Origin of the sequence: Streptomyces sp. NPDC042638, from assembly GCF_040647235.1 — a bacterium.
In the GTDB taxonomy this organism is placed as follows: domain Bacteria; phylum Actinomycetota; class Actinomycetes; order Streptomycetales; family Streptomycetaceae; genus Streptomyces; species Streptomyces rameus.
The window spans coordinates 125,492-150,329 of the sequence record NZ_JBEZBT010000007.1; the positions used below are offsets into that span (position 1 = coordinate 125,492).

General features: G+C 71.8%; 23 protein-coding genes. 8 read left to right on the forward strand and 15 right to left on the reverse strand.

All coding sequences use genetic code 11. The annotated features are described in order from the left end of the window. Positions 1-413: 413 nt before the first annotated feature. From AB0B40_RS08795 to pknB, 6 genes are all read left to right on the forward strand, one after another. Entirely contained in the window at positions 414-1,280 is an 867-nt protein-coding gene (locus AB0B40_RS08795) for a DUF3662 and FHA domain-containing protein (protein WP_362263586.1), read from the forward strand. Positions 1,281-1,290: 10 nt separating this feature from the next. Continuing rightward, complete coding sequence (locus AB0B40_RS08800; protein ID WP_345055434.1) at positions 1,291-1,824, forward strand: FHA domain-containing protein; 534 nt, start codon at positions 1,291-1,293, stop codon at positions 1,822-1,824. Positions 1,825-1,964: 140 nt separating this feature from the next. After that, positions 1,965-3,581 carry a Stp1/IreP family PP2C-type Ser/Thr phosphatase gene (locus AB0B40_RS08805; RefSeq protein ID WP_362263613.1) on the forward strand — a complete coding sequence of 539 codons (1,617 nt, stop codon included), beginning with the start codon at positions 1,965-1,967 and terminating at the stop codon, positions 3,579-3,581. A gap of 27 nt (positions 3,582-3,608) precedes the next feature. Beyond that, the gene (locus AB0B40_RS08810; protein WP_345055432.1) at positions 3,609-5,051 is read left to right on the forward strand and encodes an FtsW/RodA/SpoVE family cell cycle protein; all 1,443 of its coding nucleotides are present in this window, start codon (positions 3,609-3,611) and stop codon (positions 5,049-5,051) included. Further along, positions 5,048-6,532: a penicillin-binding protein 2 gene (locus tag AB0B40_RS08815; protein WP_345055430.1), complete on the forward strand. Its 1,485-nt coding sequence runs from the start codon at positions 5,048-5,050 to the stop codon at positions 6,530-6,532. The genes AB0B40_RS08810 and AB0B40_RS08815 overlap by 4 nt, the downstream gene beginning before the upstream one ends. Before the next feature lie 195 nt (positions 6,533-6,727). Continuing rightward, positions 6,728-8,731: a Stk1 family PASTA domain-containing Ser/Thr kinase gene (gene pknB / locus AB0B40_RS08820; protein ID WP_362263587.1), complete on the forward strand. Its 2,004-nt coding sequence runs from the start codon at positions 6,728-6,730 to the stop codon at positions 8,729-8,731. A 71-nt stretch (positions 8,732-8,802) separates the two neighbouring features. On the opposite strand, the gene AB0B40_RS08825 is transcribed toward pknB, so the two are convergent. The 6 genes from AB0B40_RS08825 to AB0B40_RS08850 form a co-directional block, all read right to left on the reverse strand. Next, complete coding sequence (locus AB0B40_RS08825) at positions 8,803-9,552, reverse strand: class E sortase (RefSeq protein ID WP_345055427.1); 750 nt, start codon at positions 9,550-9,552, stop codon at positions 8,803-8,805. Positions 9,553-9,579: 27 nt separating this feature from the next. Then, a complete protein-coding gene (locus AB0B40_RS08830; protein WP_362263588.1) occupies positions 9,580-10,749 on the reverse strand; it encodes a class E sortase in 1,170 nt (389 codons plus the stop codon). Beyond that, a complete protein-coding gene (locus AB0B40_RS08835) occupies positions 10,746-11,384 on the reverse strand; it encodes an aminodeoxychorismate/anthranilate synthase component II (protein WP_184967766.1) in 639 nt (212 codons plus the stop codon). The genes AB0B40_RS08830 and AB0B40_RS08835 overlap by 4 nt, the downstream gene beginning before the upstream one ends. Beyond that, on the reverse strand, positions 11,381-11,542 hold the full coding sequence (locus AB0B40_RS08840) for a hypothetical protein (RefSeq protein ID WP_362263589.1): 162 nt from the start codon (positions 11,540-11,542) through the stop codon (positions 11,381-11,383). The genes AB0B40_RS08835 and AB0B40_RS08840 overlap by 4 nt, the downstream gene beginning before the upstream one ends. Positions 11,543-11,605: 63 nt before the next feature. Further along, positions 11,606-12,295: a class E sortase gene (locus AB0B40_RS08845; protein ID WP_345056525.1), complete on the reverse strand. Its 690-nt coding sequence runs from the start codon at positions 12,293-12,295 to the stop codon at positions 11,606-11,608. Positions 12,296-12,316: 21 nt separating this feature from the next. Continuing rightward, a complete protein-coding gene (locus tag AB0B40_RS08850) occupies positions 12,317-13,105 on the reverse strand; it encodes a DUF881 domain-containing protein (protein ID WP_345056523.1) in 789 nt (262 codons plus the stop codon). A 153-nt stretch (positions 13,106-13,258) separates the two neighbouring features. Here AB0B40_RS08850 and crgA point away from each other — a divergent pair, with 153 nt between their 5' ends. Then, positions 13,259-13,513, forward strand: a complete 255-nt coding sequence (gene crgA, locus AB0B40_RS08855) for a cell division protein CrgA (protein WP_161298380.1) — start codon at positions 13,259-13,261, stop codon at positions 13,511-13,513. A gap of 256 nt (positions 13,514-13,769) precedes the next feature. Here crgA and AB0B40_RS08860 read toward each other — a convergent pair whose 3' ends face one another. Both AB0B40_RS08860 and AB0B40_RS08865 read right to left on the reverse strand, forming a co-directional pair. Continuing rightward, positions 13,770-14,657 (reverse strand): rhomboid family intramembrane serine protease, encoded by an 888-nt coding sequence (locus AB0B40_RS08860; protein ID WP_345056520.1) that lies wholly within the window; start codon positions 14,655-14,657, stop codon positions 13,770-13,772. A gap of 122 nt (positions 14,658-14,779) precedes the next feature. After that, positions 14,780-15,310 carry a peptidylprolyl isomerase gene (locus AB0B40_RS08865; RefSeq protein ID WP_345056518.1) on the reverse strand — a complete coding sequence of 177 codons (531 nt, stop codon included), beginning with the start codon at positions 15,308-15,310 and terminating at the stop codon, positions 14,780-14,782. A 274-nt stretch (positions 15,311-15,584) separates the two neighbouring features. Here AB0B40_RS08865 and AB0B40_RS08870 point away from each other — a divergent pair, with 274 nt between their 5' ends. Then, positions 15,585-16,286: a DUF5324 family protein gene (locus tag AB0B40_RS08870; protein WP_345056516.1), complete on the forward strand. Its 702-nt coding sequence runs from the start codon at positions 15,585-15,587 to the stop codon at positions 16,284-16,286. A gap of 236 nt (positions 16,287-16,522) precedes the next feature. On the opposite strand, the gene AB0B40_RS08875 is transcribed toward AB0B40_RS08870, so the two are convergent. The 7 genes from AB0B40_RS08875 to AB0B40_RS08905 all read right to left on the reverse strand — a co-directional run bounded on the left by AB0B40_RS08875 (position 16,523) and on the right by AB0B40_RS08905 (position 24,831). Then, positions 16,523-17,752, reverse strand: coding sequence for an LLM class flavin-dependent oxidoreductase (locus AB0B40_RS08875; protein WP_345056532.1), 1,230 nt, complete (start codon positions 17,750-17,752; stop codon positions 16,523-16,525). Further along, a complete protein-coding gene (locus AB0B40_RS08880) occupies positions 17,746-19,131 on the reverse strand; it encodes an NtaA/DmoA family FMN-dependent monooxygenase (RefSeq protein ID WP_345056514.1) in 1,386 nt (461 codons plus the stop codon). Before AB0B40_RS08880 ends, AB0B40_RS08875 begins: the two co-directional genes overlap by 7 nt. Beyond that, complete coding sequence (locus tag AB0B40_RS08885; protein ID WP_345056512.1) at positions 19,128-20,057, reverse strand: fumarylacetoacetate (FAA) hydrolase; 930 nt, start codon at positions 20,055-20,057, stop codon at positions 19,128-19,130. Before AB0B40_RS08885 ends, AB0B40_RS08880 begins: the two co-directional genes overlap by 4 nt. Positions 20,058-20,076: 19 nt before the next feature. Next, on the reverse strand, positions 20,077-21,330 hold the full coding sequence (locus AB0B40_RS08890) for a pyridoxal phosphate-dependent aminotransferase (protein ID WP_362263614.1): 1,254 nt from the start codon (positions 21,328-21,330) through the stop codon (positions 20,077-20,079). A gap of 113 nt (positions 21,331-21,443) precedes the next feature. Next, on the reverse strand, positions 21,444-23,111 hold the full coding sequence (locus AB0B40_RS08895; RefSeq protein ID WP_345059154.1) for an AMP-binding protein: 1,668 nt from the start codon (positions 23,109-23,111) through the stop codon (positions 21,444-21,446). Beyond that, a complete protein-coding gene (locus tag AB0B40_RS08900; RefSeq protein WP_345059152.1) occupies positions 23,108-24,226 on the reverse strand; it encodes a Glu/Leu/Phe/Val dehydrogenase dimerization domain-containing protein in 1,119 nt (372 codons plus the stop codon). Before AB0B40_RS08900 ends, AB0B40_RS08895 begins: the two co-directional genes overlap by 4 nt. A 41-nt stretch (positions 24,227-24,267) precedes the next feature. Then, a complete protein-coding gene (locus AB0B40_RS08905) occupies positions 24,268-24,831 on the reverse strand; it encodes a gamma-glutamyl-gamma-aminobutyrate hydrolase family protein (RefSeq protein ID WP_362263590.1) in 564 nt (187 codons plus the stop codon). Between the last annotated feature and the right edge of the window lie 7 nt (positions 24,832-24,838).

Sequence of the window (24,838 nt, forward strand, 5' to 3'; positions counted from 1 at the left end):
TTAGCACGTCGTACGGGGTGGATTCACATCCCTTCCCCGGCCCCCGCACCCGCCCGCCCGCACCGCGGGACCCCGGCGCCCGGCGCGCCCGGGGGCGCCGGGCGCCGGTCCCTGCCACGTCTCACCTGTCCCACGGGTATCAAGGAGACACGCTTCACGTATCAACCTCGTACCGGTCCAGGGCATCTCTCCAGGAGACGGACCGGGTCCACAGCCGGGTGCGGGACACTGGTCTTCTCCCGCCTCTACGATCCATGGCAGCAGGAACGCACGCCGAGAGTTCGAAGGGGAGCCGCTGGGGGAACCGGCTGATTGGCGGGCGCGTAGATACGATCAGTAAGCAGTACCGGCAGTACCCGGCAGACAGCGGCACAGAGCAGGCAAGACGACGGCAGGGACGGAGGAGGTGCCCCATGGGAGTCCTGAAGAAGTTCGAGCAGCGTCTCGAAGGTCTGGTGAACGGCACCTTCGCCAAGGTCTTCAAGTCCGAGGTCCAGCCCGTGGAGATCGCCGGTGCGCTCCAGCGCGAGTGCGACAACAACGCGACCATCTGGAACCGTGACCGCACCGTCGTACCCAACGACTTCATCGTGGAGCTGAGCACGCCCGACTTCGAGCGGCTCAGCCCCTACTCCGGGCAGCTCGGCGACGAGCTGGCCGGCATGGTGCGGGACTACGCCAAGCAGCAGCGCTACACCTTCATGGGACCGATCAAGGTCAACCTGGAGAAGGCCGACGACCTGGACACCGGCCTGTACCGGGTGCGCTCGCGCACCCTGGCCTCCTCCAGCAGCCAGGAGGCGGCACCGCCGGCCCCCGGCGCACCGGCGGCCGGCCGACCCGGGCAGGGCGCCCCCGGCGGCTACGGCTACCCGCCGGCCGCCCCCGCGGGCGCGCCGCCGATGCCGGCCGCGCCGCCGCCCGGCGCCCGCCCCGGCGGGTACGGCTATCCGCAGCCCGCCACCCAGCGACCCGCCGCCGCACCGATGAGCGGCGCGCGCACCCGCTACTGGATCGAGATCAACGGCACCCGCCACCAGATCTCCCGCGCGACGCTGGTTCTGGGCCGCAGCACCGACGCCGACGTGCGGATCGACGACCCCGGCGTCTCCCGCCGGCACTGCGAGATCCGGACCGGAACGCCCTCGACGATCCAGGATCTCGGCTCCACCAACGGCATCGTGGTGGACGGGCAGCACACCACCCGCGCTACGCTCCGCGACGGCTCGCGGATCGTCGTGGGCAGTACCACCGTTATCTATAGGCAAGCCGAAGGGTGAAGCGGGGGCAATGTCAGAGCTGACCCTCACGGTCATGCGGCTGGGTTTCCTGGCCGTACTGTGGCTGTTCGTGATCGTGGCCGTGCAGGTCATCCGGAGCGACCTGTTCGGTACGCGCGTCACCCAGCGCGGATCGCGTAGGGAAGCGACCCGGCCCCAGCAGTCGGGCCGGCAGCAGGCACGGCAACAGCAGGCCGCGCCGCCGCAGCAGCGCGCCCAGCAGAGCGGCGGCGGCCGGCGTGGCCGCAACGCCCCCACCAAGCTGGTGGTGACCGAGGGCACACTCACCGGCACCACCGTCGCGCTGCAGGGCCAGACCATCAGCCTGGGCCGGGCGCACGACTCCACGATCGTGCTGGACGACGACTACGCCTCCAGCCGCCATGCCAGGATCTACCCGGACCGCGACGGCCAGTGGATCATCGAGGACCTCGGTTCCACCAACGGCACCTACCTGGACCGGTCCCGGCTGACGACGCCCACACCGATCCCGCTGGGCGCGCCGATCCGCATCGGCAAGACCGCAATCGAGCTGCGGAAGTAGTGCTACGTCATGAGTAAGCGCGAGCGGAGCGAGCACGCAGCGGCAGGCCGCCACCCGGTCTCCGGCGCGCTCCCGACCGGAGGGTGGGCAGTGTGGCTCGACACGACCGGCTGTACCCGGAGCCGACGGGCGAGGTGCGCATGAGTCTGTCACTGCGCTTCGCCGCCGGATCGCACAAGGGCATGATCCGGGAGGGCAACGAGGACTCCGGTTACGCCGGGCCGCGCCTGCTCGCCATCGCCGACGGCATGGGCGGCCAGGCGGCCGGCGAGGTCGCCTCCTCCGAGGTCATCTCCACCCTGGTCACGCTCGACGACGACGTACCCGGCTCCGACATCCTCACCTCCCTCAGCGTGGCCGTGCAGCGCGCCAACGACCAGCTGCGCGCCATGGTGGAGGAGGACCCCCAGCTCGAAGGCATGGGGACGACCCTCACCGCGCTGCTGTGGACCGGCCAGCGGCTCGGCCTGGTGCACGTCGGCGACTCCCGCGCGTATCTGCTGCGCGACGGTGTGCTCACCCAGATCACCCAGGACCACACCTGGGTGCAGCGCCTGGTGGACGAGGGCCGGATCACCGAGGAAGAGGCCACCACCCACCCGCAGCGCTCCCTGCTGATGCGCGCCCTCGGCAGTGGCGACCACGTCGAGCCCGACCTGTCGGTCCGCGAGGTCCGGGCCGGCGACCGCTATCTGATCTGCTCCGACGGCCTGTCCGGCGTCGTCTCCCACCAGACGATGGAGGAGACCCTCGCCAGCTACCAGGGCCCGCAGGAGACCGTGCAGGAGCTGATCCAGCTCGCGCTGCGCGGCGGAGGCCCCGACAACATCACCGTGATCGTCGCCGACGTGCTCGACCTGGACACCGGGGACACCCTCGCCGGGCAGCTGTCGGACCAGCCGGTCGTCGTCGGTGCCGTCGCCGAGAACCAGCACCACCTGCACGACAACGGCATCATGCAGACGCCGGCCGGCCGCGCCTCCCACCTGGGCCGCCAGGGCCAGGGGCAGGGGCAGGGGCACGGCGGCGGCGAGTTCGGGCCGCCCGGCTCGGGCGACACCGCCGGCTACGTGCCGGAGGACGGTTTCGGCGACTACGCCGACGGCGACTTCACCAAGCCGCGCAAACGGCGCCGCTGGCTGAGGACCTCGCTCTACGGCGTCCTCGCCCTCGCCGTGATCGGCGGCGGTCTGTACGGCGGCTACCGCTGGACGCAGACGCAGTTCTACGTCGGCACCAAGGACGAGCACGTCGCGCTGTACCGCGGGATCAGCCAGGACCTGGCCTGGGTCTCGCTGTCGAAGGTGGAGAAGGACCACCCCGAGATCGAACTCAAGTACCTGCCGCCGTACCAGCAGAAGCAGGTGAAGGCCACGATCGCGGAGGGCGGCCTGGAGGCGGCCCGGACGAAGGTCCAGGAGCTGTCGGTGCAGGCCTCCGCCTGCCGCAAGCAGACCGAGCGCCAGGCCGCCGAGGACGCGCGGCGCAACGCCGCGAACCGCCGGGACAAGACCTCCGGCACCGGCGGCTCGCACGGCACCACGGGAGCCACGGGAGCCACGGGTGCCGTCGCGCACACCGCCGCCTTCACCAAGGCCTCCCCGACGCCGCATACGACCCCGAACCCGTCGGCGTCGAAGACGTCCCCGGCGTCCCCTTCGCAGTCTCCGTCCACGACCCCGTCCGCGACCCCCAGCCCCGGCCCCACTCTCTCGGAGGATGAGCAGAAGGTCGTCTCGCTGTGCGGTAAGCAGTAGGCAAGCCGTGAGAGGCCCTGTCACACGATGAGCAGTACAACGAACTCGCCGACGCACCACACGTCCACGATCGGCGCCATCGGCGCCCCGAGCCGCCGCAACACCGAGCTGGCCCTGCTGGTCTTCGCAGTGGTCATCCCGGTGTTCGCCTACGCCAACGTGGGCCTGGCCATCGATGACCAGGTCCCCGCGGGCCTGCTGAGCTACGGCCTCGGCCTTGGCCTGCTGGCCGGGGTGGCCCATCTCGGGGTGCGGAAGTTCGCGCCGTACGCGGACCCGCTGCTGCTGCCGCTGGCCACCCTGCTGAACGGGCTCGGGCTGGTGTGCATCTGGCGGCTCGACCAGTCGAAGCTGCTGCAGTCGCTGCCCAACTTCGTCACGGCCGCGCCGCGCCAGCTGCTGTACACCGCGCTCGGCATCGCGCTGTTCGTGGTGGTGCTGATCTTCCTCAAGGACCACCGCGTCCTGCAGCGCTACACGTACATCTCCATGTTCAGCGCCCTGGTGCTGCTCATCCTGCCGCTGGTGCCGGGCCTCGGTGCCAACATCTATGGCGCCAAGATCTGGATCCGGGTGCCCGGTCTGGGCTCGCTCCAGCCCGGTGAGTTCGCGAAGATCGTCCTCGCCGTCTTCTTCGCCGGCTACCTGATGGTGAAGCGGGACGCCCTGGCCCTCGCCAGCCGCCGCTTCATGGGCCTGTACCTGCCGCGCGGCCGCGACCTCGGCCCCATCCTGGTCGTCTGGGCGATCTCGATCCTCATCCTGGTCTTCGAGACCGACCTCGGCACCTCGCTGCTGTTCTTCGGAATGTTCATCATCATGCTGTACGTCGCCACCGAGCGGACCAGCTGGATCGTCTTCGGTCTGCTGATGTCCTCGGCCGGCGCCGTCGGCGTGGCGAGCTTCGAGCCGCACGTGAAGATGCGTGTCCAGGCCTGGATGGACCCGCTGAAGGAGTACACCCTCAGCCAGCAGGGCGTGGGCGGCCACTCCGAGCAGGCCATGCAGGCCCTGTGGGCGTTCGGCTCCGGCGGCACCCTCGGCACCGGCTGGGGCCAGGGCCACTCGGACCTGATCAAGTTCGCGGCCAACTCCGACTTCATCCTCGCCACCTTCGGCGAGGAGCTGGGTCTCGCCGGCATCATGGCGATCCTGCTGATCTACGGCCTGATCGTGGAACGCGGCGTGCGCACCGCCCTCGCCGCCCGCGACCCGTTCGGCAAGCTGCTCGCCATCGGCCTGTCCGGCGCCTTCGCCCTCCAGGTCTTCGTGGTGGCCGGCGGTGTCATGGGCCTCATCCCGCTGACCGGTATGACCATGCCGTTCATGGCGTACGGCGGTTCCTCCGTGCTGGCCAACTGGGCGCTGATCGCCATCCTGATCCGCATCAGCGACACCGCCCGCCGCCCGGCGCCCACCCCCGCCGGCAACCCCGACGCCGAGATGACCCAGGTGGTGCGCCCGTCATGAACAAGCCCCTGCGCCGGATCGCGGTCTTCTGCGGCCTGCTCGTGCTGACCCTGCTGCTGCGGGACAACTGGCTCCAGTACGTCAAGACCGACGCCCTCAAGGACGACCCGAAGAACCGCCGCGTCACCATCGCCCGCTACGCCAACCCGCGCGGCGACATCATCGTCGGCGGCAACCCGATCACCGGGTCGGCCGAGAGCAGCAAGACCGGTCTGAACGACCTGAAGTACAAGCGGACCTACAAGAACGGCTCCATGTGGGCGCCGGTCACCGGCTACGCCTCGCAGGCCTTCGGCGCCACCCAGCTGGAGTCGATCGAGGACGGCATCCTCACCGGCGACGACGACCGGCTGTTCTTCCGCAAGACCCTGGACATGGTCACCGGCAAGGAGCAGCAGGGCGGCAACGTCGTCACCACGCTCAACGCCGCCGCCCAGAAGGCCGCGTTCGACGGCCTGAAGAAGCAGGGCGGCAAGGGTGCCGTGGTCGCCCTGGACCCCTCCACCGGCAAGATCCTGGCGCTGGCCTCCTACCCGTCGTACGACCCCTCGTCCTTCGCGGGCAACAGCGACACCGACGCGGCGGCCTGGAAGAAGCTCCAGAAGAAGTACAACCCCAACGACCCGATGCTGAACCGGGCGCTGCGCGAGACCTACCCGCCGGGCTCCACCTTCAAGGTGGTCACGGCGGCGGCGGCGCTGGAGAACGGCAAGTACACCTCGGCCGACCAGAAGACCGACTCGCCGCTGCCGTGGACCATGCCGGGCACCACGACCGAGCTGAAGAACGAGGGCAGCATCCCGTGCAAGGACGCGACCATGCGGGTCGCGCTCCAGTACTCCTGCAACACGGTCTTCGGCAAGATCGGCGCCGACCTCGGCAACGACAAGATGCTCGCCGAGGCGAAGAAGTTCGGCTTCGACGCCGAGCAGTTCACCCCGGTGCGGGCCACCGCCTCGGTGTTCTCCGACGGCATGAACCAGTCGCAGACCGCGCTGTCCTCCATCGGCCAGTACAACACCGCAGCGACGCCGCTGCAGATGGCCATGGTCGCCTCGGCGGTCGCCAACGACGGCAAGCTGATGAAGCCGTACATGGTGGACACGCTGCAGTCCTCCAACCTGGACCCGGTCGCCAAGACCCAGCCGGAGGAGCTGAGCCGGCCGCTGTCGCCGCAGAACGCGCAGGTCCTGCAGGAGATGATGCAGACGGTGGTGGAGAAGGGCACCGGTACCAACGCGAAGATCGACGGCGTGAAGGTCGGCGGCAAGACCGGTACCGCCCAGCACGGCGTCGCGAACAGCGAGAACCCCTACGCCTGGTTCATCTCCTACGCCAAGCTGCCCGACGGCAGCTCGCCGGTCGCCGTGGCGGTCGTGATCGAGGACGACGCGGCCAACCGCGACGACATCTCCGGTGGCGGCCTGGCCGCCCCGATCGCGAAGAACGTCATGGAGGCGGTCATCGACTCCAAGAAGTGACCGCCGTCGGCCGCGGCGGGTGATGCCGCTCACAGCCCCTTCACATCGTTGCACGTTGCGATACCGGTCCTGTATCGGGTTCCGGGCTTGGCCAGGTCACACAGAACGAGCCGGGTACGGTAGGCCCGGACGGCAGCCTCCGGCCGCGCACGAGGACGCGCGGCCGAGACCGACGGAGAGGGCTGGTAGGTAGCTATGGAAGAGCCGCGTCGCCTCGGCGGCCGGTACGAGCTGGGCCAGGTGCTCGGCCGCGGTGGCATGGCGGAGGTCTACCTCGCGCATGACACCCGGCTCGGCCGCACCGTGGCGGTGAAGACGCTGCGCGCGGACCTCGCGCGCGATCCGTCCTTCCAGGCCCGGTTCCGCCGGGAGGCCCAGTCGGCCGCCTCGCTCAACCATCCCGCGATCGTCGCGGTCTACGACACGGGCGAGGACTACATCGACGGGGTCTCCATCCCGTACATCGTGATGGAGTACGTCGACGGTTCCACGCTCCGCGAGCTGCTGCACTCCGGCCGCAAGCTGCTGCCCGAGCGCGCGATGGAGATGACCATCGGCATCCTCCAGGGCCTGGAGTACGCGCACCGCAGCGGCATCGTCCACCGTGACATCAAGCCGGCCAACGTCATGCTGACCCGCAACGGCCAGGTCAAGGTGATGGACTTCGGCATCGCCCGCGCCATGGGCGACGCCGGCATGACCATGACCCAGACGGCGGCGGTCATCGGCACGGCCCAGTACCTCTCGCCGGAGCAGGCCAAGGGCGAGCAGGTCGACGCGAGGTCCGACCTCTACTCGACCGGCTGCCTCCTCTACGAGCTGCTGACGGTACGGCCGCCCTTCGTGGGCGACTCCCCGGTGGCCGTGGCCTACCAGCACGTGCGTGAGGAACCGCAGGCCCCGTCGGTGTTCGACCCCGAGATCACGCCGGAGATGGACGCGATCGTCCTCAAGGCGCTGGTCAAGGACCCCGACTACCGCTACCAGTCGGCCGACGAGATGCGCGCCGACATCGAGGCGTGCCTGGACGGCCAGCCGGTCGCGGCCACGGCCGCGCTGGGCGCGGTGGGCTACGGCGGTTACCCCGACGAGCAGCCGACGACCGCCCTGCGCTCGGACGCGGGCGGTGGCGCGACCACCATGCTTCCGCCCATGAGCCCCGACGACGGCGGATACGGCTACGACGACCGCCCGGACCGGCGGCGCCAGCAGAAGAAGTCCAACACCTCCACGATCCTGTTGGTGGTCGCGGGTCTGCTGGTCCTGGTCGGCGCGGTCCTGATCAGCAAGTGGGCGTTCAGCGGCGGGAACAACGACCAGTCCTTCAAGGCGCCGAACTTCGTCGGTCACACCGTCGGCGAGGCCAGGAACATGGCGGAGAACTCCGGCCTGAAGCTGGGCGCGTTCACCCGCAAGGAGTGCCAGGACCAGCCGAAGGGCAACGTCTGCACCCAGAGCCCCGAGGCCGGCACGGACGTCAACAAGGGCGACACGGTCAGCCTGGTGATCTCGTCGGGTGCGCCGAAGATCCAGGTGCCGGACGTGCGCGGCATCCAGTTCGACCAGGCGGAGTCCCAGCTCAAGGAGAAGGGCTTCGAGGTCGAGAAGCAGACCGAGGTGTCCGCCCAGACACCGGGCGTGGTCATCAGCCAGGACCCGGCGGGCGGTGCCACCAAGGAGAAGGGCACCACGATCACCCTCAAGGTCGCCAAGGCCGAGGAGAAGATCGCCGTACCCGACGTCACCGGCAAGAGCTGCGACGAGGCGAAGGCCGAGCTGCAGGCCAAGGGCCTGGTGCCGAGCTGCACCGATGCTCCGGTCACCGATCCCGCCCAGGACGGCAAGGTGCAGAACACCAACCCGGGGGCGGGCCAGGAAGTCGCCAAGAACACCAACGTGGTGATCAACGTCGGCAAGGCCCAGCCGCAGCAGACGCCGGTGCCGAACGTCGTCGGTCAGCGGGTGAAGGACGCCAAGACGATCCTCCAGCAGGCCGGATTCAACAACATCCAGTTCGCGGACGGCAGCTCCGGCGACGACAACGCGTTCGTCGCGCAGCAGAATCCGCCGGCCAACACCCCCACCGATCCCAAGAGCGCGACGATCACGCTGACCACGTTGGGCGGCGGCGGCAACGGCAACGGCAACGGCAACGGCAACAACGGCGGTACCAACTTCTTCGGCGGCATCGGCGGCTGACGCCTCCGGCGGACGTACGTGGGCCCCGGCCGGGACACTCCGGCCGGGGCCCACGCCGTCTCACCGGAGCGTCAGCGCAGTTCCTCCGGCGGTGTGCGCTCGCTGTCGACCTTGTCCACGCGGACCAGTTCGCCCCACACCACGTACCGGTAGCGGGAGGTGTAGACGGGGGTGCAGGTCGTCAGGGTGATGTAGTGGCCGGGCTTCTTCGTGCCGGACTCCTCCGGGACCGACGACAGCACCTTGACGTTGTACTTCGAGGTCTCGGGAAGGATCGAGTAGACCTTGTAGACGTACCACTTGTCCCGCGTCTCGAAGACGATCGGGTCGCCCTTCTCCAGCTTGTCGATGTTGTGGAACTTCGCGCCGTGCCCGTCCCGGTGGGCGGCGACGGCGAAGTTGCCCACCTTGCCGGTCATGGGCAGCGTGGCCTTGACCGGGTCGGTGTAGTAGCCGGCCACGCCGTCGTTGAGGACGTCCGTGTCCGTACCCTTCTCGACCAGCACCTCGCCGTTCCGCATCGCCGGTACGTGGAGGAACCCGATGCCGTCCTTGGTGTCGAGCGCGCCGGGGGCGGAGTCCTGCTGCCGCGCCCAGTGGTCGCGCACCTTGCCGGCCTGCCGGTCCGCCTTGCGGTCGGCTATCACGTTCGTCCACCACAGTGAGTAGACGACGAACAGGCCGAGCAACACGCCTGCCGTGATGAGGAGTTCCCCGAGGACGCTGACCGCCAGCGCGATCCGGCCGGCCGGCCGGCGCGGGGCCGGGTGCGGTTCGGACGCGTCCGTGGTCTCTTCGGTCTCGTCGGCGGTCGCTGCCACAGTTCCTCTGCCCCTACTCGATGAGCCCTACTCGATGAGCGCGTCCGGCTTGCCCTTGCTGCGCGGGCGTTCCTGGACCATCTTGCCCCAGACGATCAGCCGGTACTTGCTGGTGAACTCCGGCGTACAGGTGGTGAGGGTGATGTAGCGGCCGGGCCCGGTGAAGCCGGAGCCCGGGGGGACCGGGTCCAGCACCCGCGTGTTGGACGGCGGGGTGACCGGAAGCATCGAGGTCACCTTGTACACGAAGTAGGTGTCCTGCGTCTCGACGACGACCGCGTCACCGGCCGTGAGCCGGTTGATGTACCGGAACGGCTCACCGTGGGTGTTGCGGTGCGCGGCGAGGCCGAAGTTGCCGGTCCTGTCCTGGGGCATCGCCGTCTTCAGCGGGGCCTCGCCGTAGTGCCCGACCATGCCCTTGTCGAGCACCTTCGTGTTGCTGACGCCCTCCGCGATGGGCGCCACCACGTCCAGCTTCGGGATGTGCAGGATGGCGAAGCCCTGCCCCGGCTCGAAGACTCCCGGGTTGCGTTTGCCGCTGGCCCAGTCGTCCTGGAGCTGGTGCGTCTCGCTGCCGGCCTGCGCGTGCGCGCGGACGTTGGTCCACCACAGCTGGTAGGTGACGAACAGCAGCATCAGCACACCGGTGGTGATGAACACCTCGCCGACGGCCCGGCTGGCGACGGTCGCCGGGCTCGGCTTGCGCAGCCGGGCCTGCCGCCGGGCCTCCACGCGGGTCAGGGGCCGCTGCGGGTCCCGCTCCGGCGGGGCGGCCGCCGCCTCCCCGCCGCCGTTGCCGTGCCGGCCCCCGCCACGCCGCTTGGCGGCCTTTCTGCGGGCCGCGCGGCCGCCCGGTGCGGCTCCGGTGGCGTAAGGGCCCGCGGAGGCCGCAGAGGCGCGTACGGCCCCGCCGTCCCGGCCGAACCGGTCCGGCTCGGGGAGGCGCAGCGCCATCGTCTCCTCGTCGACGGGTGGCGGCGGCGCCGTGAAGTCCTCGGCCGGCGGGGGTGACGCCGCCCTGCCGCCGTTCCGGGCGGACCGGGGCACCGGCACCGTCAGGTCCTCCTCGGTCAGCCGGGGCATCGGCGCCGTCGGCGGGTCCTGTCGGCGCCCCGGGTACGGCCGCGCACCGCCGGAGGACCCGTACGGCCTGTCCCCGCCGTACACGTCCTCGCGCTCGGGGCGCAGCGCGGTCACGCCGTGGCCCTGCCCACCACCGGGGCGAGCCCCGCCGACCTCGCCACGGCACCGTGGTCGCCGCACTCCACCAGCCAGTTGGCCAGCATCCGGTGTCCGTGTTCGGTCAGCACCGACTCGGGGTGGAACTGCACGCCCTCGACCGGCAGTTCCCGGTGCCTGAGGCCCATGATGATGCCGTCGTGCGTGCGGGCGGTCACTTCCAGCTCGGCCGGGACCGTGGCCGGTTCGGCGGCCAGGGAGTGGTAGCGGGTCGCGGTGAAGGGTGAGGGCAGTCCCGCGAAGACGCCCTTGCCCTCGTGCTCGACGGGTGAGGTCTTGCCGTGCAGCAGCTCGGGCGCCCGGTCGACCACACCGCCGTACGCCACCTGCATCGACTGCATGCCGAGGCACACTCCGAAGACCGGCACCCCGGTGGCGGCGCAGTGCCGGACCATGTCCACGCACACGCCCGCCTGCTCCGGCGTCCCCGGCCCGGGCGAGAGCAGCACGCCGTCGAAGCCGTCCTGGGCGTGCGCCGTCGACACCTCGTCGTTGCGCAGCACCTCGCACTCGGCGCCCAGCTGGTACAGGTACTGGACGAGGTTGAAGACGAAGCTGTCGTAGTTGTCGACGACGAGAATCCGCGCACTCACTGGTTGTCCACCGTCACATCGTTGAAGGGCAGCAGCGGCTCGGCCCAGGGGAAGACGTACTGGAAGAGGATGTAGACCACGGCCAGGACCAGTACCAGCGAGACGAGCGCCTTCACCCACACGTTCCCCGGCAGATGCCGCCAGATCCAGCCGTACATGCCGTCCCTTGCCGTCCCTTCCGTGTCCCTACGGCACCCAGACCCACGCCGTACGCCACCAGACTAACGGCGCAGAGCCCTCGGTTCGCCTGCCTCCACAGGCTGTGTGGAATCCAGGTGCGCCCAGACGATCAGCCGGTGACTGTGCCCCCATTCCGGATCGCAGGTGGTCAGCGTCAGGTACCGGCCCGGACGCGTATACCCGGACTTACGGGGGACAGGGTCGATCACCTCGATGTCGGTCGGAACCGTTTTGTAGGGCCCTTTGTCGATCCGATACGTGAACCAGGTCGTACCGTCCGTGAGCACCACCGGATCGCCCGGCCGCAGCTTCGGGAAGTCCTTGAACGGGTCGCCGTAGGTCCGCCGGTGCCCGGCGACCGCGAAGTTGCCCCGCTGTCCGAGCCGCGCGGTCCCCCGGTAGTGGGCGAGTCCCTTGGCCAGCACGTCCCGGCCGGTGCCCTCCAGCACCGGCTTGTTCCACGTGAAACCGAGCCGCGGGATGTACATGATGGCGAAGGGCCGGCCGTCGCGGTACGGCTCCGGCTGCGTCACGGTCAGGGTCTGTTCGCCCGGGGCGTCCGGCGGGCGCACGCTCCCCCGGGACCACTGCCGGTGCAGCTGGTCGATCTGGTCGTTCATCGCGCCGTCGGCCCGTACGCCCGTCCAGAACAGCACGTAGGCGACGAAGAGCACGATCAGGGTGCCGAGGGTGATGCACAGTTCGCTGACGGTCCTGACGATCACACGCACCGGCGGCTCCCGGACGGACGTCTACCCCACTGGCTTCGCGTAGTGCAGATCCACTGTGCCGGAGTAGCCGGGGAGAGTCACCGTCCCGTCGTCGGTGACTTTCCAGCCGAGGCCGTAGACGTTGACGTAGACCATGTAGGTCTGGATCGCCTTGCTGTCCGCCAGGGACTGCTTCAGCCGGTCCGGGTCCCCGACCGCCGTGATCTTGTACGGGGGCGAGTAGACGCGGCCCTGGAGGATCAGGGTGTTGCCGACGCAGCGCACCGCGCTGGTGGAGATCAGCCGCTGGTCCATGACCTTGATGCCCTGGGCGCCGCCCTGCCACAGCGCGTTCACCACGGCCTGCAGGTCCTGCTGGTGGATGACCAGGTAGTCCGGCTGCGGGGCGGGGTAGCCGGGGAGCTTGGCGGTGGCGTCGGGCGGAGCGTCGTTCAGGGTGACGGTGACGGCCTTGCCGGTCAGCTTCCGGGTGCCCGCCCGGCCCTCCAGCCCGCCGAGCTTCTCGTCCTGGGCCTTGGTGCTGCCGTCGTCGCTCTCGGCGAGGGACTCCACGCTGTCGCGCAGGGCCGCGTTGGAGTCGTCCAGCTCCTTGTTCTTGCGGCTGCGCTGCTGGATCAGGTCGGACAGCTTCAGCAGGGAGCCGTCCTGGCGGATGTCGGTGCCCTTGGCCGTGTCGAAGCTGGTGAAGAAGATGAGCCCGGCGAGGGCGAAGACGGCGGCCGTGAGCATCCGCACGGGCCGCAAACGCGCCCTGCGGTCGGGGCCGGTGCCCGTTGATCCCGTCCCGGGGGAGTCGGCAGAATTGCTCAACGTACCCTTATCTCCTTCGGCGCCACGGAAGCACTACGCTAACGGACGCCCGGGGGAGCACACAGAGTCGTCATGTTGGCCCCTTGTACGCTGCCCCCGAGCCCGACCCAGTTACCTGCGCGGCCACGCAGCGCATCGACAGGAGAGACCCTCGTGCCGAAGTCACGTATCCGCAAGAAGGCCGATTTCACGCCGCCGCCGGCGAAGCAGGCGCAGGCCATCAAGCTGACCAATCGGGCCTGGGTCGCGCCGGTCATGCTGGCCATGTTCCTGATCGGCCTGGCCTGGATCGTCGTCTTCTACGTCACCGACGGGTCGCTGCCGATCGACAGCCTGGACAACTGGAACATCGTGGTCGGCTTCGGCTTCATCGCCGCCGGCTTCGGTGTGTCCACGCAGTGGAAGTAGCTCTGCCCAGGGCTATCCACTGAGTTATCCACAGCGGTTTTCCACAGTGGGGAAAAAGAACGACGATCTGTGGATAACCCGTCGGGTGTTGACGCCGGTGTGACTGGTCAACCGATCCTCAGACATCCGTTCGCCCCCTGTCCGACCTGCGGAAACACATCCGTGCGACAGGGGGCACAGCTGTGCCCGCACCCTATGCACAAGATCGGCCACACGCTGTGGACAACGGTTCGGTATCCGGGTGTTCCCCAGCACGTCAGGTGAGCTGCGCGGTCCTGACCAGCACGAGGGCCACGGCCAGGGCCAGAACGACGGCACAGGTGCCGTACTGCACCAGCGACCGCCTCTCGCGCGGGGCGTGGACCATCGCGTACCCGGTGACGACACCGGCGACGAGCCCGCCGATGTGCGCCTGCCAGGAGATGTTCATGGCCGGGTTGAAGGTGAAGACCAGGTTGATCACCAGCAGGGCGATGACCGGCCGCATGTCGTAGTTGAGGCGGCGCATCAGGACGGCGGTGGCACCGAAGAGGCCGAAGATCGCGCCCGAGGCGCCGAGCGAGGCCGTCGCCGGAGGGGCGAGGAGATAGGTCAGCGCGCCGCCCGCCAGCCCGGAGACGAAGTACACCGCCAGATAGCGGGCCCGGCCGAGGGCCGCTTCCAGCGGGCCGCCGACCCACCACAGGCTCAGCATGTTGAAGCCGATGTGCCAGTACTGCTCATGCGCGAACATCGACGTCACGAAGCGGTACCACTCCCCGCCGGCGACACCCGAGGCCGGCGGAAACGGCTTCGGGGGCCAGGCGCCGTACAGCACCACGTGGTCCAGCAGGGAGCGGTCGGCCTGGATCGCGAGGAAGACCGCGAGGTTGATCCCGATCAGGATCTTGGTGAGCAGCCGGGGGTCGGCGGTGACCGTGCCGCCCGCGATCGTGCGCGGCCGGGACGCCTGCGGCGCCGGTCCCGTGGCCGAACCGCCGCGGACGCAGTCCGGGCACTGGAACCCGACCGAGGCGCTGACCATGCATTCGGGGCAGATGGGCCGTTCACAGCGGGTGCAGCGCACACCGGTCTCGCGGTCCGGGTGCCGGTAGCACACGGGCACGCTGCGGGTGTCCCGCTCGCTCCCTGCGGCCTGCTCCATCAGATCCCCTTGCTCCTCGTATGCCTGACAGCACTATCCTGCCCCGCTCATCCTCACGGTCGAGCGGGGTGTTCGGTTCCCTTCGCCGATTCCCGGTACCGGGGGGGCGCGGGGCGGGCGGATCAGCCCTCGCGCGCCTCGATGACCACCGTGTCCAGGACGACGTCGACGAGGGGCCGGTCGTTGCGTCCGGTCGGCACGCGCGCGATGGCGTCGACGACCTTCCGGCCGAGCGGTCCGGTGACCTCGCCGAAGATGGTGCGCTTGCCGTTCAGCCAGGTGCTCGGGGTGACGGTGATGAAGAACTGCGAGCCGTTGGTGCCCGGCCCGGCGTTGGCCATCGCCATCAGATACGGCGTGTCGAAGGCCAGGTCCGGGTGGCACTCGTCCTCGAAGCCGTAGCCGGGCCCGCCCAGGCCGTTGCCCAGGGGGTCACCGCCCTGGATCATGAAGCCGCCGATGACGGAGTGGAAGACCGTGCCGTCGTACAGCCGGTCTCTGCTGCGCACGCCGGTGCCGGGATGGGTCCACTCCCGTTCGCCGCGGGCCAGTTCGACGAAGTTCCGGACCGTGACGGGAGCGTGCAGCGGGAAGAGCCGGACCTCGATCTCGCCGAGGGTGGTCTTCAGGGTCGCGTACAGCTGCTCGGGCACGGTCCGCCTTCCGTCGTCGTCCGCCGCGGCACCTCGATCCTTCCACGCTCCCGGCCCCGCGTCGTCGAGCGGCCGGGACTTGCGCCCGGCGTGCGGCGCGGCGCGGCGATCCGTGGCAGTGTCGACGGCGGGCCCCGTGCCCCCGTATCGCGCCGGACAGAGCGATCAGCACCCATATGCCCGCCCACGCATGCCGCACCGGCCCTCGGCAGGCATGATCCGTAAAAGGGCGGAAAGTCGAAATACCGTACCGCCACCGAGGAGGAGGAAACCCGTGACCCGCATCGACAGCGTGCGCGCCGCGACCGGCTCGGCGAAGGACAGCGTGCTGCACGCCGCGGAAGTGGTGGCGCCCTACGCCGACACGGCCAAGGAGCGTGCCGCGTACTACGCGCAAGAGGCACGCGTACGGCTGGCGCCCGTGGTGTCGCAGGCTGCTGAACAGGCCCGCGAACAGTACGACGCCCGGCTCGCCCCGCGCCTGGAGCAGGCTCGCGCACACGTCCCGCCCAAGGTGGACCTGGCCGCGCACGAGGCCGCCGTCCGTACCCGCAAGGCCGCCCGGCAGGCCGCCGTCTACTCGCGCCCCAGGATCGAGCAGGCCGTCGCCGCGACCGCTCCGGTGCGCGACGAGGCCTCAGCGCGCGCCGCCGCCGCCCTGGTCGCGCTGCGCGGTCAGGTCTCGGCCGAGGACATCCAGAAGCTGGCCCGGCGCAAACAGCGGCGGTGCCGGACCGGCCGCGCCGTGAAGCTGACCGCGCTGCTCACCGTCCTGGCGGGCGGTGCCTTCGCGGCCTGGAAGTGGTGGGACAAGCAGGCCAACCCCGACTGGCTGGTCGAGCCGCCCGCGCCCACGGAGGTCCCCGACGCGTCCCGTCTCAGCTCCGTGGACGGCACCGGCGCCTCGGGCCTGGATCCCGAGGTGCAGGCGAAGCAGGCGGAGGAGGAAGCCGCCCACCGCGACGACGAGTCCTGAGCCCCGGGGCCCCTCGGGGCCCCCGCACGACGAGCCTCCGCCGGGCCGCCCGACCGGGCCCGACGGGGGCTCGCCCCTGCTGACCCGCCCGACCGGGCCCGACGGGGGCTCGCCCCTGCCAGCCCGCTCGGCGCCGCGCTCACCGCCGTCGGCCGGTCCCGGCGCGCGCGGCCTGCCGCCGCGCGGTGGTCATGCCGGCGGGGGTGGGATCGGCGTGGACCGGGGTGAGCGTGCGGTCACCGGCGGGCGGTCCGGGCGTGCTCCGGGTAGCGGCCGGCGGGGCGTGGCAGGCGCAGGTGGCCCCGCAGCGTCGTCGCGTCGTAGGCGGTGCGGAACGCCCCGCGCCGCTGCAGCTCCGGTACCAGGCCCCGGGTGATCTCCAGCAGGTCGTGCGGCAGCGTGGCGGGACGCAGCCGGAAACCGTCGAGTCCGGCCTCCCGCCAGTCCAGCAGCAGGTCGGCGAGTTCACCGGGGGTGCCGGTGAACACCTCGGCGTCGGAGGCGAGTTCGGCGCCCGCCAGCGCGTCGAGGTGGGCCTTGCGGCGCGCGGCGGCGCCCGGCTCGGCGTCCAGGACGACGAGCAGCTCCGCGAAGCGCAGCAGCGGCCGGGCGCGGGTGTCGCGGCCGACGCGGCCGACGGCGGTGTCCACCTGGGCGAGGACCGCTCCGGCTCCCGCGCGGTCGTGCGGCGTGACCCACACGGCGTCACAGGAGCGTGCCGCGAACTCGTAGGGGACGCTGGCGTGCGCCAGGCTCATCACCGGCGGCTGCCCCTGCGGCGGGCGCGGGACGATGGAGGGGCCGCGGACGCTGAAGTGCTCGCCCGTGAAGTCGATGTGGTGCACCTTGTCGCGGTCGATGAAACGGCCGGTGGCCGCGTCCCGGATCTCCGCGTCGTCCTCCCAGCTGTCCCACAGCCGCCGGGCGACCTCCACCGCGTCGGCGGCCTCGCCGAACAGCGGGCGCAGCCGCCGGCCGATCTGTTCCGGGTCCCGTACGTCGTCGTCGGTGAGCTGCGGCGTCGTGCGGCGGCCGAAGTGGGTGGCGTCGGCGGCGCGCGAGGCGATCTGCGGCCGCAGACCGGCCCGGCCCGTGCTCACGTGGTCGAGGGTGGCAATGCCGGTGGACACGTGGAACGGCTCGGTGTGGGTGACGTTCGCGGTCGGGACCAGACCGATGTGCGTGGTCAGCGGTGCCACGCGGGCCGCGAGCAGGACCGCGTCCAGACTGCCGCGCACCTGGTCGGTGCGGTCGTCGGGCCGGTGGAAGGCGGCCGACTGCACACCGAGCGCGTCCTCGAAGGTGACGAAGTCGAGCAGGCCGCGCTCGGCCTCCGTGACCAGGTCCGCCCAGTACCCGGCGCTGAACAGCGCGCCGGGCCGGGCGTCCTCGGCCCGCCAGGCCGCCGGGTGCCAGCCGGCGGCGTCGAGGGCGACGGCGAGATGCAGCGGGGGTGCGGTCACGATGCCTCCTCGGCGGTGGGGTCCGTGGCGGCGCGTGCCGGGCCGTGCGGCAGACCCAGGTGGTCACGGAGGGTGGGACCCGTGTAGTCCCGCCGGAAGACGCCCTTTTCCTGGAGCAGCGGTACGACCCGGGCCACGAAGTCGTCCAGGCCGCCGGGGGTCAGGTGCGGGACGAGGACGAAGCCGTCGGCGCCGCCGGTCTGCACGAAGTGGTCCATCGCGTCGGCGACGGTGCGCGGGGTACCGACGAAGGTCTGTCCGCCGGTGACCTCGATGACCAGTTCGCGGATGCTCAGGCCGCGTTCTGCGGCGAGGGACCGCCAGCGCCGCGCGGTTTCGGCGCGGTCCCGGCGGAAGAGGGAGTGGCCCTTCAGCATCAGCGAGTCGGGCTCCGGGTCGATGTCCGGCAGCGGGCCGTCGGGGTCGTAACCGGACAGGTCACGGCCCCAGACGGCCTCCAGGTGCGCGATCGCGGTCTGCGGGCCGACCTGGGCGCGGGTGATCTCGTCGGCGTACGCGGCGGCCTCGGCGTCGCTGTCGGCCACCACCACGCCGGCCGTCGGCAGGATCTTCAGCTCGTCCGGGCCGCGGCCGTACCGGGGCAGGCGTCCCTTGACGTCCCGGTAGAAGGCGCGTGCCTGGTCGAGCCGGTTGTACTTGCTGAAGACGACGTCGGCCTCGGCGGCGGCGAAGTCGCGGCCCTGGTCGGACTCGCCCGCCTGGATGATCACCGGGTGTCCCTGCGGCGGGCGCGGGGTCGTGAAGCGGCCGGAGATGTCGAAGTGCCGGCCGTGGTGCGCGAAGCGGCCGGCACCGGGCCGGACGAACGCGCCGGCCGCCGCGTCGGCGCGCACGTCGCCGTCGGCCCAGCTGTCCCACAGCTCGCGCGCGGTCGCCAGGAACTCCGCCGCGCGCCCGTACCGGTCGGCCTCGGCGAGGAAACCGCCGCGCCGGAAGTTCTCGCCGGTGAAGGCGTCGAAGCTGGTGACCACGTTCCAGGCGGAGCGCCCGCCGCTGAGGTGGTCCAGGGTGGCCAGCCGGCGCGCCACCTCGTAGGGCTCGTTGAAGGTGGCGTTGACGGTGGCGGCGAGCCCCAGCCGGGTGGTGACGGCGGCCAGGGCGCTCAGCTGGGTGAGGTTCTCCGGCCGGCCCACCACGTCCAGGTCGTACAGCTCGCCCTTGTGCTCGCGCAGCCTGAGTCCCTCGGCCAGGAAGAAGAAGTCGAACCGGCCGCGCTCGGCGGTCCGCGCCAGGTGCAGGAAGGAGTCGAAGGCGATCTGGCTCTTCGAGCGCGGGTCCGACCAGACGGTCACGTTGTGGATGCCGGGCAGCTGGGCCGCGAGGTGCACCTGCCTGCGGCCCGCGGCGGCCGGGCCGCTCATGAGGCCGGGAGCACGGCCGCGGGAGCCGGGGAGAGGTACCGCACGGTGTTCTCGAAGCTGACGCCGTGGCTCTTGACGTCGATGCCGATGCGGTCGCCGTCGGCGATCCGGAAGCCGTCGTGGAAGCTGGCCTCGTCGGCGCCCAGCAGCACGTAGTTGACCAGGCCGGGCCGCCGGACCGCCGGGAAGGAGAAGAGGTGCTCGGCCATGTCCCGGATGCGGAAGTACAGCGCGTCGCCGCCGCAGTCGAAGCTGCCCTCCCAGGCCGTCGCGCCGTCCCGCACGATGGTGACCCGGCCGGTCGCCGAGGTGGGCGGCGGGCCGAGGAACAGCCAGGGCGCGAGCGCGGTGTCGCACAGCTTGCAGTACGGGTTGTAGCCGGGGTCCTTGCGGTGCAGGCCGATGTCGCACAGGTCGTTGCCGAAGGTGTAGCCGGCGTAGTGGGGGGTGCCGTCGGCGTCGTTGACGTACACGAGCGCGACCTCCGGCTCCTCGATGAGGGCGACCGGACGGGCGGGCACGGTCAGCGGCTCGCCGGGCAGCCGGGCCCAGTCACCGAAGCCCTTGAAGAACCACCTGGGGGGCGTGAACTCGCCGTCCTCCGGCTGGCTCCGCCCGCCCCACTTCTTCTTGTGCGTGCCCATGAAGCCGCTCAGCAGCGCGGCGCCGGACGCCTGGGGCAGCAGCGGCACCAGCGGGCGCACGGCCGGGTCGCCGGCGGGGACGACGACCGTCTCGGCGCCCTCGGTGAGGGCTGCCCGGACGGCGTCCGCGGAGCCGTCGGTGCCGGTGAAGGCGGCGGCCGGGGCGCCGTCGGCGACCCGGTACAGCGTCTGCGGTTCGCCCGGTTCTGGCCGGCCGAAGGTGACGTAGCGGCCGTCCTCGTAGGCGACCTCGGTGAGCACGGGCGGCAGGGACGGGGACATGGGAAGCCTCCAGATGCGGTCAGGGTCGGGGGTCGGTCAGGTCGGCCAGGGCCGCGCCGAGGTGGTCGAGGCCCGCGCGGATCCACGGCAGGACGAGCGGGTCGGGCGCGGTCAGCGCGGTGGTGCGCCGCTCGTCGGTGTCGCCGTACAGGCGGCTGGTGGCGGCGCGGATCCGCAGGGCGCGGTCCGGCTCGCCGAAGGCGCTCGCCGGCAGGACGCCGACGCCGTGCCGCTCGACGAGCAGCCGGACCAGGCCGGCGCCGTCGGTGACGCCGTGCGCCGCGGCGAGGCGGGCGCGCAGCGGCTCGAAGTCCGGGTAGAGGTAGCAGGTGGCGGTCACCGGCGCGAGCAGCGCGCCGGCCGCGGTGAAGCGGCCGGCCGCCGCGCGGGCGACCGTGGCGTGCAGCCGGCGGCTCGCCGCGATCCGCTCGGTGATCTCCGGCGGCTCGGTGAAGGCCCAGGCCGCGGCCGTCTGCACGGGGGCGGGCGGGCTGGACCAGATCTGACTGGCGACGGAGAGCAGCGCGGTGCGCAGTTCGTGCCCGGCGGGGCTGTCGGGCAGCCGGGCCACGCCGGTGCGCCAGCCGCCGACCGCCAGGTTCTTGGTGAGGCCGGTGGTGACGACGGTTCGCTCGGGGGCGTACGCGGCCGGGGAGACGGCGGGCCGTGCGGGGTCGTGGACGAGATCGCCGTAGATCTCGTCGGAGATCACGACCAGGTCCAGGTCACGGGCCGCCTCGGCGAGGCGGCGCACGGTCCCGGCGGAGGCGATGGTGCCGGTCGGGTTGTCCGGCACCGTCACCACCACGGCGCGTGGGTCCCGCCCGGCGGCGCGCGCGCCGGTGACCGCCTCGCGCAGCCGCTCGGGATCCGGGACGCCGCCCTCCCCCGGCCGGACCGGCACCGGCAGCGGCCGGCCGCCCGCGAGCCGGGCCTGTGCCGCGTAGCTGACCCAGCTCGGCACGGGCACCACCACGTCACCGCCGACCGCGAGGAGCAGCGCGTACAGCAGCGCCTTGCTGCCCGGTCCCGCCACCACGAGACCGGGGTCGGCGGGCAGGCCGCGCCGCTGCCAGTAGCCGGCGGCGGCCTCGCGCAGCGCGGGGCCGCCGGCCACCGGGCCGTAGGCGTTCTCCCCGGCCGCGGCGGCCAGCCGCCCGCGCAGCGCGGGGAGCACCGGCAGGCCGATCTCGCCGCTGGTCATGGCCAGCACGCGCTGCCCCGACCGACGCCGCTCCTCCAGGGCGGCATCGGCGGCGAGGGTCACCGACATGGGAACGGGCGCGGCGCGCCGGGGGGAGACCTGCGGGACCGTCTTCGGGGCCGCCCCGGGGACCGCCTCCGGGGCCGTCTGCGCGGTCGTCTCCGGGGACGTGGGCATATGGGTCACCGTGTCTCGTAGCGCTGGCGCAGTTCGGCCTTGCGGACCTTGCCGGTGAGCGTTTTGGGCAGCGCGGGCACCAGCTCGACGCGGTCCGGCAGGAAGCGCTCGTCGTGTCCCGCCCGGCGGAGCCGGTCCCGGATCTCGTCCAGCGTCGGGCCCCGCTCACCCCGCGGCACCACCACCGCGCAGAGCACGGGGTCGGCACCGGCCGCGGCGGGCGGCAGCCCGACCAGCGCGGCCTCCACCGCCCGGGGGTGACCGCCGATGACCGCCTCCAGCTCCGTCATGGGCGCGACCCGGCCGTCGCGGACGACGGCGTCGCGGGCCCGGCCCACGATGCGCAGGCCGCCGCGGCCGTCGTCCCGGGCCAGGTCACCGGTGTCGAACCAGCCGTCGGCGTCGAACTCGGCGGCGAAGACCTCCTCGCGCCGGTAGTAGCCGAGCGCGAGCGAGGCGCCGCGCACCCGGAGCCGGCCGGTGCCGTCGGCGCCGGGCGCCTCGATCCGGGTCCGCATGGCGTCGATGGGGCGGCCGTTGCTGTGCGCGGCCCAGTCCTCGGGGTCGTCGGGCCGGGTCATGGTGACCGGTCCGTTCTCGGACATGCCCCACAGCGAGTACGTCCGCGCGCCCAGCGTCGCGTGCACCTCGTCGGCGAGTTCCCTGAGGACCTGGGCGGAGCCGATGACCACGTGCCGCAGTGTGCCGGTGTCCCGCCGCACGGCCCGCTGCGAGGCGGCGACGTCGGCGAGGGTGGCCGGCGGCCCGTACAGCAGTGTGGCCCCGTAGCGCTCCACCAGGTCCAGCAGCACCTCGTTGCGGCGCACGTCCTGGAAGGCGACGGTGCCGCCGACCAGGACGCCCGCGAGGACGCCCTGCGCGAAACCGGAGTAGTGCACGAGCGGCGTGGACACGGCGGCCACCCAGTCGTCGCCGAGCCCGAAGGCGTCGACGTAGCCGCGCACGGCCGAGTGGACCGTGTTCTGGCTGTGCAGGACGCCCTTGGACTCGCCGGTGGTCCCGGAGGTGAACAGCACCACGAAGGGTTCGTCGGCGCCCAGCGCGAGGCCGTCCAGCTCGGCCGCTCCGGGCTCCTCCTCCCGGGCCTCGGCCACGAAGTGGGAGTGGAAGGAGAGCGCGCCGTCCGGTACCGGGCCGTCCACCACCGCGACATGGGCGAGCGTGGGCAGCTCGGCCCGCAGCCCGGTGACGGTCTCCGCCAGCGGTGCGCCCGACCACTCGGGGAGTGTCACGCACACCCGGGCCCCGGTCAGCCCGAGGCGGTGACGCAGCTCCTCCTTGGGGCAGACGGGGGAGATCGGGCAGATGACGGCGCCGACGCGCATGCACGCGAACATCAGCGGCACCATCTCCCACCGGTTGGGCAGTTGGACGGCGACGACGTCACCCCGGCGCACGCCGAGCCGGAGCAGCGCGAGCGCGAACCGGTCGGTGAGCCGGTCCAGTTCGGCGTAGTCCAGGGTGTCGGTGCGGGCCTCGGCGACGCGGCGCGCGGCGATCGCCAGCTTGTGCGGCTGCTCGCGCGCCCGGCGGTGCAGGTCGTCGAGGAAGGTCTCGTCGCGCCACCAGCCGCGGCGCCGGTACTCGGCGGCGTCCTCCCGGGCCGGCGCGGCGGCCGGGGCGGGGCGGCCGGCCTCGGCCGGGGCGGTCATCGGCGGTCCTTCCGGCGGGCCGCGAGCAGCTCCGGCAGCGGGTCGCCCGCCCCGCCGGCCGCGATCTCCAGCAGGTCGCGGGTGTTCTGCCGGACGCGGTCGCCGATCCAGTCGAAGACCCATGCCTTGCGGGCGTCGGCCGCCAGCTCGAAGGGGACGACCCGGGTGACGGCCAGGGCGGCGGCGCCGGCCCCGCCGATGTTGGCGATGACCCCCGGCACCAGGGTGGTGCCGGCGGCCCGTGCCTTCTCCCGCGCCTCGGCGTCGGAGGCGAGGTTGGCGCCCTCGACGACCAGGGCGGCACGCAGCCGGTGGGCGTTCTCGGCGTTCAGCGCGTGTTTCTGCGCGGCGAGGACCAGCACGTCGGCGTCGACGTCGAGCCAGGCGTCCGGGGCGCTGGAGGTGGTGACGTGCTGCGGCAGGCGGGCGCGGTCGATCCGGCCGAACTCGTCGGTGATGGCGACGAGTTCGGCCACCGGCAGCCGGTCGGCGCTGATGGTGCCCTGCACGTCGGCGACGGCCACGACGGCATGGCCGCGGTCCTCCAGGAACCGCGCGACCGCACGGCCCACGGCACCGAAGCCCTGCACCACGACGCGGGCGGCCTCGCCGCGGCCGGTCGCCTCCAGGGCGGTGACCGCGGCGACGCCGACGCCGTGCCCGGTGACGTCGATGAGCGGCTCGTAGTAGGTGCGCCAGTCGACCGGCATGTCCGGGGCGCCCAGGCGGTAGCGCGGGTCGTAGCCCGCCTCGTCGAAGAACACGGCCCGGTCGGCGGGGGTGACGCCCATGTCGATGCCGAGGTGGATACCGCCGTGCAGCAGGGGCTTGACGGTACGGCCGAAGGTGCGGAAGGTCTCCTCGCGGTCGCCGCCGGCGGACACGATGCCGCCCTTGGCGCCGCCGATCCGCAGGCCGGCGAGCGTGAACTTGTCGGTCATGTCCCGGGCCAGGCCGCGGACCTCGTCCTCGGTGACCGTCGGGGTCATCCGCACACCGCCCATGGCCAGGCCGTCGACGAGCGTGTCGACGACCACCCAGCTCCTGACGGTGCCGCCGCTGCCGTTCAGGTGGACGGTGAACGCGGGCTCCTGGGTGTCTTCCACAAAACTCATGTCAACTCTCAAGTCCTCGTGAGTGGGTGGCCCGGTGGCGGTCACCGGTAGAGCTGCGTGAAACCCCGCAGGATCTCCAGGCCGTCGCTGCGGAACTCCAGATGCGCCTGGGAACCGAAGATGCGGCCGTCGTCGGAGCGCAGGAACTCCACGGGCGCGTGCGCGGAGCGGCCGATGGAGCGGAAGCCCGCCGGGGCCTGCTGGAGGTAGAGGGTGTGCCGGTGGAACACCGTCACGGTCGGTTTGACGTAACTGAACAGCGGTTCGTCCGGGTCGACCTGCACCTCGTAGCCGCCGACCCGCTGCGGGCCCTCGGCGAGCCGGCCGCCGGCCGAGACGGCCAGGATCTGCATGCCTCCGCAGATGCCGAAGACCGGTACGCCGGAGGTCATGACGAGGTCGACGAGCGGCTTGTAGTGGTCCTGGTCGTAGGCCCGCACCTTGGTGCCGCTCAGCACGATCGCCTGGTAGCGGCCGTCGGGGCGGGAGGGGACGGACGCCGCGTCGACGGCGTCGGTGGCCGAGCCCAGCTCCTCGAAGCGGCGGCGCAGCTGGGGCAGGGAGAGGGTTCCGTTGTTGACGACCAGGACACGGGGCTGCGCCACGTGCGTA